General features: G+C 43.8%; 17 protein-coding genes. 2 read left to right on the top strand and 15 right to left on the bottom strand.

Annotated elements, in window-relative coordinates; all coding sequences use genetic code 11:
• Positions 1–20: 20 nt before the first annotated feature.
• The 6 genes from MBUR_RS09640 to hisF all read right to left on the bottom strand — a co-directional run bounded on the left by MBUR_RS09640 (position 21) and on the right by hisF (position 5,471).
• Positions 21–389: a nucleoside 2-deoxyribosyltransferase gene (locus tag MBUR_RS09640; protein WP_011499888.1), complete on the bottom strand. Its 369-nt coding sequence runs from the start codon at positions 387–389 to the stop codon at positions 21–23.
• On the bottom strand, positions 386–2,818 hold the full coding sequence (locus MBUR_RS09635) for a DUF3656 domain-containing U32 family peptidase (protein ID WP_011499887.1): 2,433 nt from the start codon (positions 2,816–2,818) through the stop codon (positions 386–388). The genes MBUR_RS09640 and MBUR_RS09635 overlap by 4 nt, the downstream gene beginning before the upstream one ends.
• Before the next feature lie 144 nt (positions 2,819–2,962).
• On the bottom strand, positions 2,963–3,199 hold the full coding sequence (locus tag MBUR_RS09630) for a hypothetical protein (RefSeq protein WP_011499886.1): 237 nt from the start codon (positions 3,197–3,199) through the stop codon (positions 2,963–2,965).
• Positions 3,199–4,158, bottom strand: coding sequence for a DUF7490 domain-containing protein (locus MBUR_RS09625; RefSeq protein ID WP_011499885.1), 960 nt, complete (start codon positions 4,156–4,158; stop codon positions 3,199–3,201). Before MBUR_RS09625 ends, MBUR_RS09630 begins: the two co-directional genes overlap by 1 nt.
• A gap of 181 nt (positions 4,159–4,339) precedes the next feature.
• A complete protein-coding gene (locus MBUR_RS09620) occupies positions 4,340–4,627 on the bottom strand; it encodes a MazG nucleotide pyrophosphohydrolase domain-containing protein (RefSeq protein WP_011499884.1) in 288 nt (95 codons plus the stop codon).
• Positions 4,628–4,649: 22 nt separating this feature from the next.
• Positions 4,650–5,471: an imidazole glycerol phosphate synthase subunit HisF gene (hisF, locus tag MBUR_RS09615; RefSeq protein WP_011499883.1), complete on the bottom strand. Its 822-nt coding sequence runs from the start codon at positions 5,469–5,471 to the stop codon at positions 4,650–4,652.
• A 119-nt stretch (positions 5,472–5,590) separates the two neighbouring features.
• On the opposite strand from hisF, the gene MBUR_RS09610 reads away from it, so the two are divergent.
• Both MBUR_RS09610 and MBUR_RS09605 read left to right on the top strand, forming a co-directional pair.
• Entirely contained in the window at positions 5,591–7,372 is a 1,782-nt protein-coding gene (locus MBUR_RS09610; protein ID WP_198003735.1) for a DUF11 domain-containing protein, read from the top strand.
• A gap of 65 nt (positions 7,373–7,437) precedes the next feature.
• The gene (locus MBUR_RS09605) at positions 7,438–7,728 is read left to right on the top strand and encodes a hypothetical protein (protein ID WP_011499881.1); all 291 of its coding nucleotides are present in this window, start codon (positions 7,438–7,440) and stop codon (positions 7,726–7,728) included.
• Between the two features lie 27 nt (positions 7,729–7,755).
• Here the strand turns inward: MBUR_RS09605 and MBUR_RS09600 are convergent, their stop codons facing one another.
• From MBUR_RS09600 to MBUR_RS09560, 9 genes are all read right to left on the bottom strand, one after another.
• A complete protein-coding gene (locus MBUR_RS09600) occupies positions 7,756–9,525 on the bottom strand; it encodes a ribosome biogenesis/translation initiation ATPase RLI (RefSeq protein ID WP_011499880.1) in 1,770 nt (589 codons plus the stop codon).
• 74 nt (positions 9,526–9,599) lie between these two features.
• Entirely contained in the window at positions 9,600–9,989 is a 390-nt protein-coding gene (locus tag MBUR_RS09595) for a hypothetical protein (protein ID WP_011499879.1), read from the bottom strand.
• Positions 9,990–10,075: 86 nt separating this feature from the next.
• Positions 10,076–11,089, bottom strand: a complete 1,014-nt coding sequence (locus tag MBUR_RS09590) for an MBL fold metallo-hydrolase (RefSeq protein ID WP_011499878.1) — start codon at positions 11,087–11,089, stop codon at positions 10,076–10,078.
• Between the two features lie 96 nt (positions 11,090–11,185).
• Complete coding sequence (locus MBUR_RS09585; protein WP_011499877.1) at positions 11,186–11,455, bottom strand: thioredoxin family protein; 270 nt, start codon at positions 11,453–11,455, stop codon at positions 11,186–11,188.
• 72 nt (positions 11,456–11,527) lie between these two features.
• On the bottom strand, positions 11,528–11,998 hold the full coding sequence (locus MBUR_RS09580; RefSeq protein WP_011499876.1) for a hypothetical protein: 471 nt from the start codon (positions 11,996–11,998) through the stop codon (positions 11,528–11,530).
• Positions 11,999–12,000: 2 nt separating this feature from the next.
• Positions 12,001–12,774, bottom strand: coding sequence for a coenzyme F420-0:L-glutamate ligase (gene cofE, locus MBUR_RS09575; protein ID WP_011499875.1), 774 nt, complete (start codon positions 12,772–12,774; stop codon positions 12,001–12,003).
• Positions 12,775–12,778: 4 nt separating this feature from the next.
• On the bottom strand, positions 12,779–14,026 hold the full coding sequence (thiC, locus tag MBUR_RS09570; protein ID WP_011499874.1) for a phosphomethylpyrimidine synthase ThiC: 1,248 nt from the start codon (positions 14,024–14,026) through the stop codon (positions 12,779–12,781).
• A gap of 31 nt (positions 14,027–14,057) precedes the next feature.
• Positions 14,058–14,942 carry a methylenetetrahydrofolate reductase gene (locus MBUR_RS09565; protein WP_011499873.1) on the bottom strand — a complete coding sequence of 295 codons (885 nt, stop codon included), beginning with the start codon at positions 14,940–14,942 and terminating at the stop codon, positions 14,058–14,060.
• A 58-nt stretch (positions 14,943–15,000) separates the two neighbouring features.
• On the bottom strand, positions 15,001–15,819 hold the full coding sequence (locus tag MBUR_RS09560) for a hypothetical protein (RefSeq protein ID WP_157196704.1): 819 nt from the start codon (positions 15,817–15,819) through the stop codon (positions 15,001–15,003).
• Positions 15,820–16,059 lie beyond the last annotated feature (240 nt).

The raw sequence follows: 16,059 nt of genomic DNA, 5'->3' as shown, positions 1-16,059 counted from the left end.
GAATAAGTTCCAGTTCAGAACTATCCCCATAACCTTACAGAGATATCAGCATACGTATTCCCGAGCAACATTGCAGAAACATTGGAATCCGGCATGTGTACACACATTACAGGAATGCCTTTTTTGATCGCGGAACATACCTCATAACCAACACCAATGGAAGGCATACTGACCTCTGCGATCATGCATTCGCTGTCCTGCAAAAAGGACATATCCCTTTCATATATCTGAGTCTCCGTCAGAAGGGATTCCTTGCCTTCGACCTCGCTGTCCGCAACATGCCAGCTCAATACTTCATGGCCCTTATTCCTCAGGAACCTGCAAATGAACTGGTAAGTGGGAAGCATCTGCCGCCCCCCACGGATCGAGCCGGACAGAAATACCTTCATACCACACCTCGCAGATAATGCCCTGCAGTATAGCCATCTGTGATATCCTTACAGCGGCCGGCCTTTTTACCATCCAGAACTCCACGATAACGGTGAGTTACTTTCGCCACCAGATCCACATCCATTGTCCTTGCCTCGATTCTTATGGCTGCAACGCCTGCCCGAAGGATGATATCCATGTTCCCAAGCAGACAAAGCTCCTTGGAGTTAAGCACATGCATCCTGCAATCCGAATCCACCAGCAAAGGGAAATAATAATCCAGCTCATCGACCAGTTCGAAATCCTCTTCTTCACAAACCTGAATGCATCCATCCTTATTCCCTAAAAGGTCACCAAGCATACAATAGCGTGAAACCATGACATCCTGGCGACCATGTACGATACATTCCACAGGTCCGCATTCTGCGACCTCTTCCACCTGTGCGATCGACATTTCGGGAGACAGAACCACCGAAGCAGCTCCAAGCTTTTTCATGGCAGCATAGGAACGGACATTAAAGACATTCATAGGACTGTCCGCAACTACAGGAAGACCAAAGCCCATGGCAAGATGATAGGTACCGTAATTGGAAACGACAACGCCATCAACTTCAAGCTTCTTTGCCAGTCCGAACAATTCCCTCACAGCATCCATATCGTCTTCCGACACTATCCTGGAACTGTTCACATAGACCCTACGACCATTGTCCTTGCAGATAGCAACTGCCTCTTCCAGATCGATATACTTACGTCCCCTGAAGAATTCCCCTCCGACATAAAGGACATCAGCACCGCCCTCAATAGCTGCATTCAGCCTCTTGAGAGTGTCAACACTGACAACGAGCAACGGTTTTTCAGAGCTATTCTTCTCACAGGGCACATCAGGCAAAACACATTTGCCATGCCCTGGACGATGCCATTTCTCCATCCTTGCAGCGCCCAGAAGGGAAACCGCATTGTTCCTCACATCATTGAGCTGTTTTATGGGAATGAACACCTCACCGGTAATGTTCACATCGATCGAGGAAGCCTCGAAAACGGAATTACCCAGTTTTAAAAGCTGTTTTTCGATCTGCTCTTTATCAGTAGGTTTTTTTTGTGCGACCTCGACCACATAATCCGATAGAACAGAAACACGGTTGCCATCCCCATCTTCCATTTCAAGGACAATGCTTGAGCCTGCCACTACATCTGCTTTAATAGATACTGGAACCTTCCTGACAGGTTTTGATGATGTGAACGTACGTTTGAGAGAGTCCATCAAAGCCCGGTCCATTGTCCTGAAGATCATCGAGCCTTCCGGAAGTTCCCTTCCAAATGATATCTCTACAACATCCCCCGCCTGAGCCGAAGTTACCTGCTCCCCGTTAATGGTCATTTGAGTGATGTTCTCTCCTGCACCTTCCATCCCCTCGAGACCAATACCATCGCCAAGCTCCAGCTTTGCGGAAAGGTTCGCAATTATACGCCTATCTTCTTCATTGTAACCTACAACAGTACCTGCAACCAGTCCTCTACTGTATGGCTGTTCCCGGCTCATCATCCCGACCCTGGAACCTTTCAAATAAGCATCCGTGAATCCCCTGTTGAACAACTGTTCGAGAGCAAGGCTTTCGTCCTTTGAAACAAAATACGCATCAGGATCATCAAAATAACGATCGATCAATTTCCTGTATATACCAACAACACCCGCAACATATTCGGGTCTTTTCATCCGCCCTTCTATCTTGAAAGAAGAGACACCCGCTTCAATAAGTTGTGGAAGGACATCTTTGCTGTTCAGGTCCTTAGGACTTAAAAGATAAGGTCCTTCTGTACTTACAGCCCCATCATACCCCAGCAGCTCATAGGATTTCCTGCAGGGCTGGGCACATTGCCCACGGTTTCCACTCCTGCCACCAATGACACTGCTCAAAAGGCACTGCCCTGAATAGGATATGCAAAGAGCACCATGAATGAACGTTTCAAGCTCAATGTTCGTCTTTCCCCTTACCTGCCTGATCTCATCGATGGACATCTCCCTTGCAAGTACTACCCTCTTGACACCAAGCTCCTCAAGAAAAAGAACACCCTCACTATTGTGAACGGTCATCTGTGTACTTGCATGTATGGGCAGATCAGGAACGATATCCTTTGCCAGATGAAGCAGACCTAAATCCTGAACAATGACAGCATCAGCCCCGCATTCACTAAGGAAGCACAGCATATTCGCTGCTTTTTTCATCTGCATGTCTTTAACAAGGGTATTGACGGTCACAAAGACCTTGACGCCACGAAGATGAGCATAATCCACAGCCTCGCCTATCTCTTCAAGAGTGAAATTTCCGGCAAAAGCCCTCGCACCCAGCGCCTTCGCTCCGAGATAGACAGCATCAGCCCCGTTCTCAACAGCAGCCACAAAGGAGTCCCAGGTTCCTGCCGGAGCCAAAAGTTCAGGTTTTTCGTTCATTGTATTCACAGCATGTCCGATAAAGTTTCAATGATCAAGACTTATATATCTGCTATCAAACAACTGAACATATATAAGTATGATTAGACAAAGCAACCCAAAAAAAAGAAGGATATAAATTAAAAAATGAGAGAGAAAACTCACTCATTTGTTCACAAAATAGAGCCTTATTATATAGACGCTAAGAACCAATACTGCTAGATTGACAAATGATCTGACTATCGGAACATACTGGTGCTCGAACCAGGTATAAATGATACGTTCTATGGAAATATACAGCTGGAATGCTGACAAGATCAAAAATATCATTGCGAGTCCAAAAACGCCTAACTTGAAATAACGTTCAAATGTAATTTTATCATCCGGTATATTCTCATCCATTATAATCTCCTCCTGCGTATGATCACAGCACTTAATATCGAAGCCAATGCAAATAATATGGTGAACCCGGGAGTTTCCATACCATATTCCTCAGAAGACTCCTCGGAAACTTCATCCACAAATATCCTTTCAAAGTCCTCTGCATCGATCACTTTTTTCTGAACAACTGTATCTTTGTCAAGAACTGTTTCAGGACTTAACTGAATCTCACTTTCACCACGCTTGATAATAGTATCATTGTCCCAGATGATCACATCGACAATGTAATTGTAGTTCTTAGGAACTGTCAGACCCACTGAAACGATCTTTGTTGTTTCAGGAAGGATAGAACCTGTGTTTGTCCATGCTTTATCTGCAAGCAGGCTGGCATCCATTTCCCGTGCCTTGATGAGCACCCTGTAATCATCACTCAGGGCTCTTCCTTCATTTGAAAGGTAAATGTCCGCCTGCAACTCAACCTTGTTGTCAACGACACCCTTTACAATAAAATCAACATCTCCGATCTCGATCCCAATATCCGCCACATCAGGAACTAAAGAATCCAGATTTGAAATATCCAGGCGACGAGACCTTTTCACCTGATCATCTTCAAGAAGCTGTACTTCCATTCGATAACCACCTTCTTTCAAAAGTGTAAGTTCTATAGGTATGAATACCGTATCACCGTTTTCTACAAACCCTATGAAAACATCTCGTTCCATATCAAGAAAACCAGTATCTTTATCATACACTTTCAAAAGAATGGATACATTATTACTATCTGCAAATCGACTCTTAATTTCGGTCGTAACATTGAGATCTACATAGCTACTTCTTATTTTTTCTGAAGAGATATCCACGTTTGAGATCTCAAGCTGACTACTATCCTCAAAGTCCCGAAGACAACCGGCAGACATCACTGATGCGAACATAACAAGTAATAGTAATGTACATCCCACTATTTTCTGGGAGTTTTCCATAAATTTTCACCAATTATAGAGAAGAACGATAGTACAAATAACTTCCCACATTATTATTACAAAATACGTATTTATTTTCAATGTTTGAAAGATGTCAGATCTTATCTGAAACGAATGATAGAACAAAAAAGAAGGAAAAAAATTTGAAAATAAGGCATACCAAAAAAGCCGGTCTCAAATATCAATCAGTACAGATACATGGATTCTTCCTGCATGTAGGACATACAAGCGGATATTTTTCAAGAAATGCTTTTTCAAGATCAATATCATAGAGATTCGCCAATGCACCTATCCACGCAAAACAGTCAGCAAGCTCTTCCCTTAGGTTTTCCATATCATTCCTTCGAATAGCCTCTGCGAGCTCTCCTACCTCTTCGACAAGCCAGAGTGTCGTGGCAGGTCCGCCCCTGCGTTTGTCATTATGGGCATAAAGGTCATACATGAGTTTCTGGAATTCGGATATTTCCATGCTATTGTCCCCTGAAATTAAATTAAAGGCGCACTGGAATATTCTTTGCCCGAAGTGCTTCCTTTACATCACGCACAGTATATTCCCCGAAATGGAAGATACTTGCAGCAAGTCCTGCATCGGCTTTACCGTCAACGAAACCCTTGTACATGTGCTCAGGGTTACCAACGCCACCAGAAGCTATTATTGGAATATCAAGCTCTTCAGAGAGCTTCTTTGTAATAGGAATATCAAAACCATCATAGGTCCCATCACGGTTCATGCTTGTCAGAAGGATCTCGCCTGAACCGAGCTCTTCCACCTTCTTCGCCCACTGGACAGTATCCAGTCCGGTAGGTTCTCTGCCACCATAGATGACGACTTCATACCATGCAAGAGTACCATCCTCAAGTTCAAGTATTGTCTTGTCCTGATTGTTCTCGACATCTAGGTTACGCTTACAATCGATAGCTGTTACAATACATTGTGAACCGAAGATATTAGAAGCCTCGCGAATAAATTCCGGGTTCTTTACTGCTGCTGTATTGACAGATACCTTATCAGCACCTGCCCGGAGGATCTGCCTGACATCTTCGACAGAATTTATGCCTCCCCCGACCGTCAAAGGAATGAATACCTCATTCGCAGTCCGCTCGATGACATCTATCATTGTGGAACGGCCTTCGTGGGATGCGGTAATATCAAGGAAAACAAGCTCATCCGCACCCTGCTCATTATAGCGCTTTGCAAGGTCCACAGGGTCACCTGCTTTTTTCAGGTCAACGAATTCAACGCCCTTGACAACGGTCCCACCTGACGCATCAAGCGTAACATCAAGACAAGGAATTATCCTTTTTGTTAGCATAGTTTACGTAATGAATGTTCTATAATTAAATGTTATTGAGAGATAAACCAACAAAGCAGTATATGTGTGTTGGAATATAAACGGTATATTTAAACGGTATGAAGCACATAAAAAGCCTAATGCATTTGAACCGTGCTGTCCTCACAGTTATTATAGTATTTTTTTTAATGTGCACGACAGTTTCTGCCTTTGAATTTCAATATGAAGAGATATGGGTACATCAGGGAGTCTTTGAACTTTCAGATGATGACAAAGCTTCTGCTGGAAAGTACACTGTGAAATTGCATGAGATACGACCAGAAGATAGTGAATATTCCGCAACGGTTCTCTTTTATGTTGACGGGGAATTCAAAGAGACTTTCTTTGCAGATGCTGACTTGAACAATGAGTTCCTCTATGACGAAAACCTCAAGGTCAGAACACTAGCAATAAACGAGACCATGATAGCCCTTGAGATGTACATTCATGAATACGAGCTTGTATGGATACCTGAAAGAATAATTAATATAGGTGTTGGAGAAAGCTATGAAATGAATGGGATCAATATCAAAGCTGTTGAAATTAACGATGATGTTGCATCCATAGAGGTCACAAAGGATGAACAAAGCCATAGTGACGAGTATATTACAGGTAACCACCATCGCTACTTCGAGGAAGTTCTTATTCGATTGACCTACATTGATAAGATAGGACAGACTATCACAATACTACCATACCAGCCTGGTAAGCCAGCACTTAACCTTGAGATACAGGATCTTGACATGACATATTTTCCAAATGAAGAACCTGTCTTTAACATTCTTGTAAAAAATGAGGGAACCATACCAGCCAGAGGGATGACGGTCACATCTTCTGCAACCAATGCACAGATCGAAACTGATAGCTTTGAGATCCCAATATTAGACACTTCAAATTACCAGATTACCCCCGTAATTCTTACGATCCCGGAGACTCCGACTGGAACAGATGTAGAGATCAGTGTTCTAGTTGAAGGCTATGACTACAAAGGGAACAACTACCAGACATCAACAAACGCAGTTACCTTTGTCGAACCGTATATCGCGATCTCAAAAACATATGATGACAGCCAGTTGCAAGAAGAGATAGATGTACCTGAGATATTTTTCACCCTACTGATATTCAACAATGCAAGCATTGGACATGAAGTAACTGTGAATGATCCAATACCTCCCTCATTCCTGCCCGTAGACATAGCTTCTACCCAATGGAATTTCTTTATCGGTTCCGGAAAGTCAAAAACGATAACATACAGTGTTATACCCACGGCTCCTGGTAATTTTGAGATATTACCGGCATTTGCAAACTGGTATTCACAGGGAGAGACTTATAGCGTCAATTCAGAAGAGAGTGGTGAAATCACTGTTAACGGTACAATGCTTGAAGTTGAGAAGGATGTTAGTTTAACTGATATCTATACAGGAGAAGAAGTAGATATCACCATAAATATACGTAATGTTGGCACCAGGGATGCAACCGTATCCTTTACAGAGAACATACCTACAGGATTTGAATTTGTCAGTGGGCAAAGAAGCTGGGAAGGACATATTGGTGTAGGGGAAGAAGAACAGATCGTCTATACGATGTTTGCAAAGGAAGAAGCGACCTATGAACTGCCTGTCACTAAAGTAGCATTTGAAGATGAAAGTGGTACAAAAGGAACATTTGAATCAAAACCGATGAGACTATATGTGTATTCGTTCGGACCAATTGATAGCAGCAAGGATCAGGGAATTGAATACCAACCACTCACAATGAAAGAGAACATATTATTCCTTATATCCTCATTTATCACAATTCTGTGTGTTCTTTCCACAATCCCATTAATTGTATATTTATATATTAGCAGACAACAGTCTAATAGAAGGAAGAGGACACAATGAAGTCATTTATGAATAGGGTCCAAAGACGAAAGGAGGGGGTTTGAACGGACAGCATTGGAATAGCATTGGCAGTTATAATATTCGGGCTTCTTTCCACTATTGTGCTGTACCTGCTCGTTAACTACTCTTCTTTGGTAGCAGGACTCGTACTTCTTGGAATTCCACTGGGGACCATGTTGGTCAGTCCTAATATAGCCACTGGGTTTTTAGCCCACGAGCATGTACGGCTTGCAGGCGGGACCGTACCGATCAACAATTACCATATTCTATTGTTCACATGGTCCACGATCATCGGCATCATACTCTATACCGAATTCCTTACATGGTACCTTTCGAAGAAAAAAAGATCGAATTAAATAATAGAAATAAAAAGGACGAGATATTCACTCATCCACCTTGTAGTAATAATATTCACCTTTTGCTTTCTGTTCTCTGTCAAGACGCGAATCTTTTTTATTTACCCTTGGTCTTATGGTCTCTTCATCCCTTCTGAAAGTGATACCAAGATCTGAGAGGAATTTGTTCATTCCTTTCTGCATTGAAGAGGGAGGATGTGCTATACCAAAGACTGCCGGTTCGCCTTCGAAGACTATCAGGCGTTCACTGAGCATATCGATCATGTAGATGTCATGGTCTACGACCATTGCGGTCTTACCGTTATTCTCTGCAAATCTCTTTATCGCCTTCGTTGCAAGGGAACGCTGCTCCACATCAAGATGCGCACTTGGTTCATCGAGAATGTACAGATCAGCATCCTTTGAAAGACAGGCAGCGATGGCAACCCTCTGCAACTCACCGCCACTCAGGTCGTTCAGCATTTTATCAAATAAAGGCTCAAGCTGAAGTGGCTTAATTATCTCAGCTTCATAATAGCTGGTATCGAACCTGCGGGTGATGCTCCTTAAGAACTGTCGCACCTGCATGAACGAATCCACTTTGATGTACTGAGGTTTATAGGAGATGGATACTTCAGATTCCAGCTCACCCTCATCAGGTTCGACCTCTCCTGCAAGTATCTTTACAAAAGTGGATTTACCAATACCATTAGGACCGACAATTCCGATCACTTCACCTTCTTTTAAAGAACCGCTATCTGATCTAAGTGAGAAGCCATCACCGTACTTTTTGGAGAAAGCATTGTAATCCAGAAGAGTAGCAATGTCAGTTGCAACGCGTGGAGGATGTACTTCAAAGGTAATAGCATCCGGCCTGACACGGACGTTCTCTTCAGGAAGATAACCCTTGAGATATTGGTTGATAGCGATCCTGACACCTTTTGGATGTGTGATCACACCATACCCGCTTGGCATACCGTATGCTACCTGAACAACATCAGAGAGCATATCCAGAATTGCAAGGTCGTGCTCAACTACAAGAACGGCCTTGTCCTTTGCGAGATCCTGTATAAGCTTTGAGGAATTGATGCGCTGGTAGATATCCAGATATGGACTTATCTCATCAAAGAAGTAAAAGTCTGCATCCCTTGCAGCACATGCAGCAATGGCTACCCTCTGCAATTCTCCACCACTGAGCTCACCGATATTTCGGTTGATTATGTGACCCAGATCAAGCTTCTCCACAAGTTCATCCATTACACCGCGCTCGTCGGTACCTTCAAGAAGATCACGAGTCTTGCCGTTGAAGGCCTTAGGGATCATATCCACATACTGCGGTTTCTGGGATACTTTGATCTTGCCATCGACAACATTCTTGAAATAATCATACATCCCGGTACCGGCATAGTGTTCCAATACTGTGTCCCAGTCACCGATATCTTCCCCGAAGTTAGGAACAAGAGCACCTGAAAGTATCTGTACCGAAGTACTCTTACCAATACCGTTCGGACCAAGAATACCGGTTACCTTACCTACCTGAGGTGTTGGTAATCCATAAAGGGCAAAACCGTTCTGGCCGTACCTGTGGGTTGGCTTATCAAGAGCCTCAGGCAGACCGATTATCATAATCGCGCTAAAAGGACATTTGTTGACACAGATACCACAGCCGACACACAGTTCCTCAGATATAATGGCCTTACCATCATCTCCGAACACGATAGTCTCGTATCCTGTCCTGACCCTAGGACAGTATTTCTCACATTCGTGGCTACATCGCCTTGGCTGGCACCTATCCTTATTCAATATTGCAATTCGCATGATGGATCACTGAAGTTGTTAATGGGATATTTAATAAGCTGATAATACAATAGAAAAAAGTAGCATGAATACTGTCAGTTCAACAGCAATGTCCATGTCACAAGGCAGAAGTCGATAACGATGAATTCAACATAGAACCAATCCTTTGGTCCGAACTCTTTCGTGTTTATCTTGATAGCGGGATAGATCAAGCGCTGCGCATAATATGCCAACACACCGACAATGACCAGTACTGCATACCATTTGGTTTCGGTACCTGCACCGAATTGGTGAAATGCCCCAAATCCAGCGATCATACCAAGGAATGCTGCAACAGCAGTCTTGATTATACCCTGTATATGTGCTACCTTGCGCTCTTCCGGAGTTTTTACTTTGATCGCAGCGGGTTTTTTGGACACTGCAGGAGCGTCAGTCTGAACTACCTTTTTGGTACCATCCGACTTCCCTTTGCTTTCCTTTTTCAATTGGCATCTTCTCCTGAGTTAGTTATTAAGATTGGTTGTTATAATCATTAGAACATATATAAACGTTTATCCTGCGGAGAGGATGATCAAAGAAACTCATTACTCAGTACATTGCTGACCTGATCAAGGGATACAGCCTCTCTACCTACACTATTCAAATATGAAGCGAACTTTTCCGGCCTTTCTCCTGAAGGATGATACACAATTGTCAACTCAGGATCTATATCTTCCACCATCTTAGCAAGCCCATTAGCGTCAAGATGGTCACTTACCTGCAAAGCAGGATAACTATAGTCCAGCCTTCCTGTCAGCACATATTTTTTCATCGAATGAGGCAACTTCTTAAAATCCCAAGGCGGTACGATGCACACCTCGTCTTCATCGCATTCCCCGATGGCCACTATATCCCCGGCATTATCTACAAGGCTGCGTGTCAGAAGCAATGATTTTTCTTCCATTGCGATAGTCCCATGATAGCCAATGCCACGCAAAAGCTCCACTGCACGTTGCGCCTTCCCGAAAGCATAAGCACCGAAAGCAACCTGAGAACCACATTCCATGACATTTCTAAACCCTTCAAGATCATCCTCAAAATGACAGGACGGGTCAGAATGATCCCCATAGTTCGCTTCAGTTATCAGTACGTCACATTTTGGCAGTGCAGAAGCATCCTTAACATCCCCGGTGACAAGGATACGGGTACCCACATCGTTCACCCAATAGAAGCCAACCGCTCCCGCAGTATGTCCCGTCTGATAGGTCTTTACGGTAACACCATTGATATCGATGGAATCCCCACATGCTACAGTACGCCCCTTAAAATCACGGTCATGACGTATCTCAAGTGCTTTAGCTGTCTTTTCTGTAGAAACTGAGAGGTCAGAGAGCATTGCAGACTTTCCGTTATGGTCAGAATGAGCATGAGTGACAAGATAAGCATCCGGTTGCGGCTGTTTATTAGGAAGACGCGTGGAATCGATGGAAAATGTGCAAAGGTTCTCATCATCTGCCCGAAATTTCACGGCAAGATGGGGTTTGAACGTTCCTCGTGAATTTGTCTGGCGGAATGCCAGAACTCCCATGTCTGCAAATCTGTTCAAATGATACCTCTGGGCAATGGACGAGTTCAAGTTATTTACATGTTGTCAGAAGAAGAAACAATAAAAAAATAGAGGAAGAATTAATGAAAAGAAAGTTCAGATAAGAGTATTCAGCTCTGCACGAAGGACGTCAGCGCTGGTAACGCCTGTATAACGCTTTACAACTTCGCCATCTTTCTCAATGATGAGAGTAGGTACTGCACTGACCCCATACTTGCCCGCAAGGGCATTGTTCTGGTCAACATCGACCATCTTGAACTCTACCTTGTCCCCCAGTTCACCCTCGAGCTGTTCAAGGATAGGTTTCTGTATCTGGCAAGGCCCACACCACGTTGCTGTAAAATCCATTATTACTACATTGCTCATTGAAAATCACCTTTGTAATTATAAATTAGAGGTTAGCGGTATTGTACGCTTTATACAAAACCATTGGTTGCATTACATAAATAACTTTTGATTGCAAAACATATAATTGAAAGCAAAGATTCCTAAACCAGCCATTCCTGACAGAACACAAAGACCATAGATATCGGGACTACTGATAGCCCCAAACAATGGATTTGACATCATAGGCCAGAACGGTATGATATCTGTATAGAGAAAAGAATCCAAAAATACATGACTCCATGCTCCGATCAACGAACCAAGAATAATATGCTTCATCTCGATGTTCATACCCAATCGATAAAATATGTAACTTAGCACATAGCTAAGCAGAAGAGCCAGAACAGTAGCACCTATAAAAGTATGAAACGGGCCATGCAGTGGTTCATGACCAAGAAACAGATAAATTGTTGCCCTGATATCAATTACAACACTTGCCAAAAGGACAGCTATGATATCGATCTTTTTTTTAAAGACCATTCCTAAAAGGAATGCTGGTCCAAGATGGAAGGGGGTAAAGGGCATTCTCAAGTCCTTTTTATATTACTGTAATACATACACTCTTCCGGTGTGAACAGTGGCATCTCCTCAGACCCTTCACACATTTCCACAGGAGCTCCGCGAATGAGCACACATGGAATACATTCATCTGCCTCGCCCATCAAAAGCTGGGCAGCAGATACCAGATTATCCGCAACCGCCTTGCGTGTTATATGTAGAGGTTTTCCAAAAAGGTCATGCGAGCCCCGTGCATCTTCGACCGGGACCATACCTGAAGTACCAAGTGCAACTCCCATACACCCAAGCCGCAAAGGCTGGGTGCGGCTATCACCAATGATAACACCCACATGACATGCAGAGTACTCTTCAATTCCCTTCCTGATGTCAGCAGCACTTCTCTGAGCATCCTTGGGCAAAAGTACAACATGCCCTTCAGGTGCATTGGAACCGTCAATACCTGCATTAGGAGATAATGTGCCATTGGTCAGAGTAAGAGCAGCTCCCGGTACACCCCCTATGACCTCATCACATTCACAAAGAACGAGCTCCATTTCCCTGGGATCAAGACAATAATTGCCTGCAAGTTCTTCTGCAATTTTACCCGGAACCACAGACGATAAGTTCACCAAACGACCTTCTGCAGTTGCTACTGCAGATTCGGCAAGAACGAGAATATCGCGATCTTCCAGAAATACCCCATGCTTTTCGAGTGCATCACATAGTACTTTCACCATATCGTCACCTACCCCGATGAGAGAAGTTCGGATACCGAGCATCTGTATAGAGGGGAGCTCTGACACCAATTCAGACACCTTCCGACAAATAATCAGCCATTATCTTGATGGCACAATATTCCCCACACATTGAACAGGGACCTGTCATGGGACACATTCCCTTTGGTTTGTCAGGGTCCAGTGCCAGTGCCATCTGCCCTTCCCAATCGAAATTGGCACGCCTGTCAGCAAGCAATTTGTCCCGTTCATCGAGACCATATTTCATGGAATCACCTATATGTGCCGCGATCTTGAAAGCAATAAGGCCTTCACGCACTTGCTCAGGTGTTGGAAGGGAAAGATGTTCTGCCGGAGTTATGTAACAAAGATAATCAGCACCATTGCCACTTGCAATGCTCGCACCGACTGCTCCAGAGATGTGATCATAGCCCATACCAACATCAGTAGGCAATGGCCCTGCCACAAAGAGAGGGAAATCGGAAAGAGCACGGTGTGCCTGAATATGTGGAACGATATCATTCGCCTGCACATGACCGCCCATGCCCTCGATGATAACCTGGACACCAGCCTCATTAGCCTGCTTTGCAAGTTTTGCGTTCGTCCTTATCTCCATCATCTGCGGATTATCACACACATCATGGACACAGCCACTACGCATTGTATTTCCAAGGGAGAGTACGACATCGTTCTTCTTTAGTATAGAAAGGACCTCATCGAAATTCTCAAGATAGGGGTTCTCACAACCGTCCTTCAGCATAAGAACACTGGTGAAGGAACCGCCCTTTGAGACCATACCCATGATACGTCCTGTACCTTTGAGCTTTTCAAGCATCTGCTTTTCCACACAATGGACCACAACAGAACTGACACCTTCATCGACCTGTTTCTTAAGATAGGAAAGCACATCGTCGCTGGAGGTATCCTTCATCCCACACTCAACGACCGCCTGATAAACCGGCACGGTTGTGATAGGTAAAGTGGTGTTATCAAAGACAATTTTCCTTATAGCAGAGATATCGCCACCCATTGACAGGTCCGTTATGGTATCTGCACCGTATTTTTCCGCGATCTTCACTTTTTCCAGTTCAGCATCGGGATCGATGCTCGCAGAAGAGGTTCCGAGATTGACATTAATCTTCGTCTTAGCCCCTCTTCCAATAGCTACCGGAGGACAGCCATCACGAACCATTATTACAAGGCTGCCATCTGCAACCCTTGACATTACAGTTTCCACATAAATGGACTCGTGTTCGGCCACATATTCCATTTCCGGGGTTATCGTACCGTTCTTTGCGTATTCTACCTGTGTGGGTCTCATAGTATTCGACTCTTAAAATCGTTTTTATGTATTATCTGTTATCAAGGCCTGCCATCTCAAGAAGCCTTTGTGTATTGCCATGACCGCCGATGGGCATAAGATGAATGCCCCTGCACAGATCCCGAAGTTCAAGGATACTTTCGGCAGCTATCTCAAGCCCTTCCTGTATCGGGTCCTTTGCATTTTCCATGCGCTTTATAAGTTCATCCCCGACCCGTATTCCAGGAATGTTATTGTTCATAAAATGTGCCATTGCGGCAGACCTGAGAGGAATTATACCGGCCAGGACCAGAACGTTCGGACCTATTTGACCCATAAGGTCACTGAAATCCTTAAAACTTTCAACGTCATAGACCGCCTGTGTCTGAATGAACCGGGCACCGGCATTTATCTTTTTCTTAAGCTTGAGCATCTGCATCCGTTTTGTCACATCGGTATTGGAAACTGCACCAACAGTGAAAGACGGAGCACCTGCAAGCTCATTGCCTGCCATATCAGACCCACCCATCATCTTAGTGATAAGGGAGAGAAGCTGCACAGAATCCAGATCATAAACGGCCTTTGCGCCCACGTGGTCACCTTTGGTGGTATAATCCCCTGTCATCACACAGAGATTCTCAATACCCAGAGCCGATGCCGCCAGAATATCAGATTGTAATGCCAATCTATTGCGGTCACGACAGGTGAGCTGCACTATCACTTCATGCCCTGCATCCATGAGCAGTTTGCCGACAGCGATAGGACTCATGCGCATTACCGCACGCTGATTGTCCGTGATGTTGATGGCATCCACCAACCCTCTGATAAGTTCTGCATCCTCAAGTGTAGCCGAAATGTCAGTACCCTTTGGAGGTGCCACCTCAGCGGTCACAATGAAGCGGTCTGAGTTGAGGACATCGTTGAAAGTTGAAAGCATCGTGGGATAAATATGGGGGATTTGTTTTTAAAGGCATCGAGACAGGAAAGGGAGATAATCAAACTATTAGTTCTTCTTCATCAAGTGAATAATAGAAACCATCTATGTATTCGTCCCCCACCCCAACCGCTTGCTGATATATTTCTTCTGTTGCACTAACATATTTTTCGGCAGGATTTCCACAACTATCAGTTCCTCTAAAAACCCATACCGGATAGTAAAATTCCTGATCTGCACCAGAAATATCCGAAAAGTATCCGACCTGTATCTCATCCACATAAGATACCGATCCTATAAAATTTCCAGACCTTAGAACACCGTTTCCATCGTTCAATCTTTTAATAGCCACCTCAACAGGAACTATCGCCACATCTCCCGACCTCTCTAACTCCCTCCAGGTCTTGGAGAAGGACAGAACTTCCCCATCATCACCAAAACACACGGAAATCGAATCTCCCGGACCCACCACCGGATAACCATCAATGAGACGACTGTATGAGACTTCCACAAACATGGGAACAACAGAATCTATAACAATCGACCTGCTTTCATTATTGAGGTATTCTATCTGCGTTGTATGTACCCTATCGATGTAAGAATCATCAGGCAATTCATCGATCGAGGTCAAATAGGAATCTGCCAGTTCTTTTGCTTCTTCTTCATCTGGGACTGAACTTCGAATACGATAACGATTCGAGTTCTCTTCATGGATAACACTCTCATTCAGCACCCTATAAACAGGGTATTTATCTAAAACATCTGGAGCATGAGCTTCAATGAACAGATTTTCAGAACCCATATCTGCAAGAGGTGGTTCCTGAAGACCAGAATTATGGAAATCGACCAATAAAGCAAAACCCGCAAGAATTACCAGCACCAACAGGGAGAGTAATACTAAAATTATATTTTTGTTTATTTTAACACCACTTTAAAGTATACTAATAACAGGTTACCACTTTTGATCATAATTCAGAACTGCCCATACGAAAGATACACACAGAGCAAAGATCACAATAATATTACACTTTAGATGGTACTTACTTAATTTTGATTCCTGTGAGTTGTTTTCTTTTAATGATTGGGTCTGTTAAACCAACTACCACCACAAGTATCAATG

This window comes from Methanococcoides burtonii DSM 6242 (assembly GCF_000013725.1).
GTDB classification, from domain to species: Archaea; Halobacteriota; Methanosarcinia; order Methanosarcinales; family Methanosarcinaceae; genus Methanococcoides; species Methanococcoides burtonii.
This window is presented reverse-complemented; position numbering and strand designations above follow the sequence as displayed.

What these genes read in the sequence shown, in the direction of transcription:
- MBUR_RS09625 (WP_011499885.1), bottom strand. Translation starts at nt 4,158, where the DNA reads ATGGAAAACTCCCAGAAAATAGTGGGATGTACATTACTATTACTTGTT.
- MBUR_RS09610 (WP_198003735.1), top strand. Translation starts at nt 5,591, where the DNA reads ATGCATTTGAACCGTGCTGTCCTCACAGTTATTATAGTATTTTTTTTA.
- MBUR_RS09580 (WP_011499876.1), bottom strand. Translation starts at nt 11,998, where the DNA reads ATGCCCTTTACCCCCTTCCATCTTGGACCAGCATTCCTTTTAGGAATG.
- thiC (WP_011499874.1), bottom strand. Translation starts at nt 14,026, where the DNA reads ATGAGACCCACACAGGTAGAATACGCAAAGAACGGTACGATAACCCCG.
- MBUR_RS09585 (WP_011499877.1), bottom strand. Translation starts at nt 11,455, where the DNA reads ATGAGCAATGTAGTAATAATGGATTTTACAGCAACGTGGTGTGGGCCT.
- MBUR_RS09630 (WP_011499886.1), bottom strand. Translation starts at nt 3,199, where the DNA reads ATGGATGAGAATATACCGGATGATAAAATTACATTTGAACGTTATTTC.
- MBUR_RS09620 (WP_011499884.1), bottom strand. Translation starts at nt 4,627, where the DNA reads ATGGAAATATCCGAATTCCAGAAACTCATGTATGACCTTTATGCCCAT.
- hisF (WP_011499883.1), bottom strand. Translation starts at nt 5,471, where the DNA reads ATGCTAACAAAAAGGATAATTCCTTGTCTTGATGTTACGCTTGATGCG.
- MBUR_RS09600 (WP_011499880.1), bottom strand. Translation starts at nt 9,525, where the DNA reads ATGCGAATTGCAATATTGAATAAGGATAGGTGCCAGCCAAGGCGATGT.
- MBUR_RS09635 (WP_011499887.1), bottom strand. Translation starts at nt 2,818, where the DNA reads ATGAACGAAAAACCTGAACTTTTGGCTCCGGCAGGAACCTGGGACTCC.
- MBUR_RS09565 (WP_011499873.1), bottom strand. Translation starts at nt 14,942, where the DNA reads ATGCTTTCAACTTTCAACGATGTCCTCAACTCAGACCGCTTCATTGTG.
- MBUR_RS09640 (WP_011499888.1), bottom strand. Translation starts at nt 389, where the DNA reads ATGAAGGTATTTCTGTCCGGCTCGATCCGTGGGGGGCGGCAGATGCTT.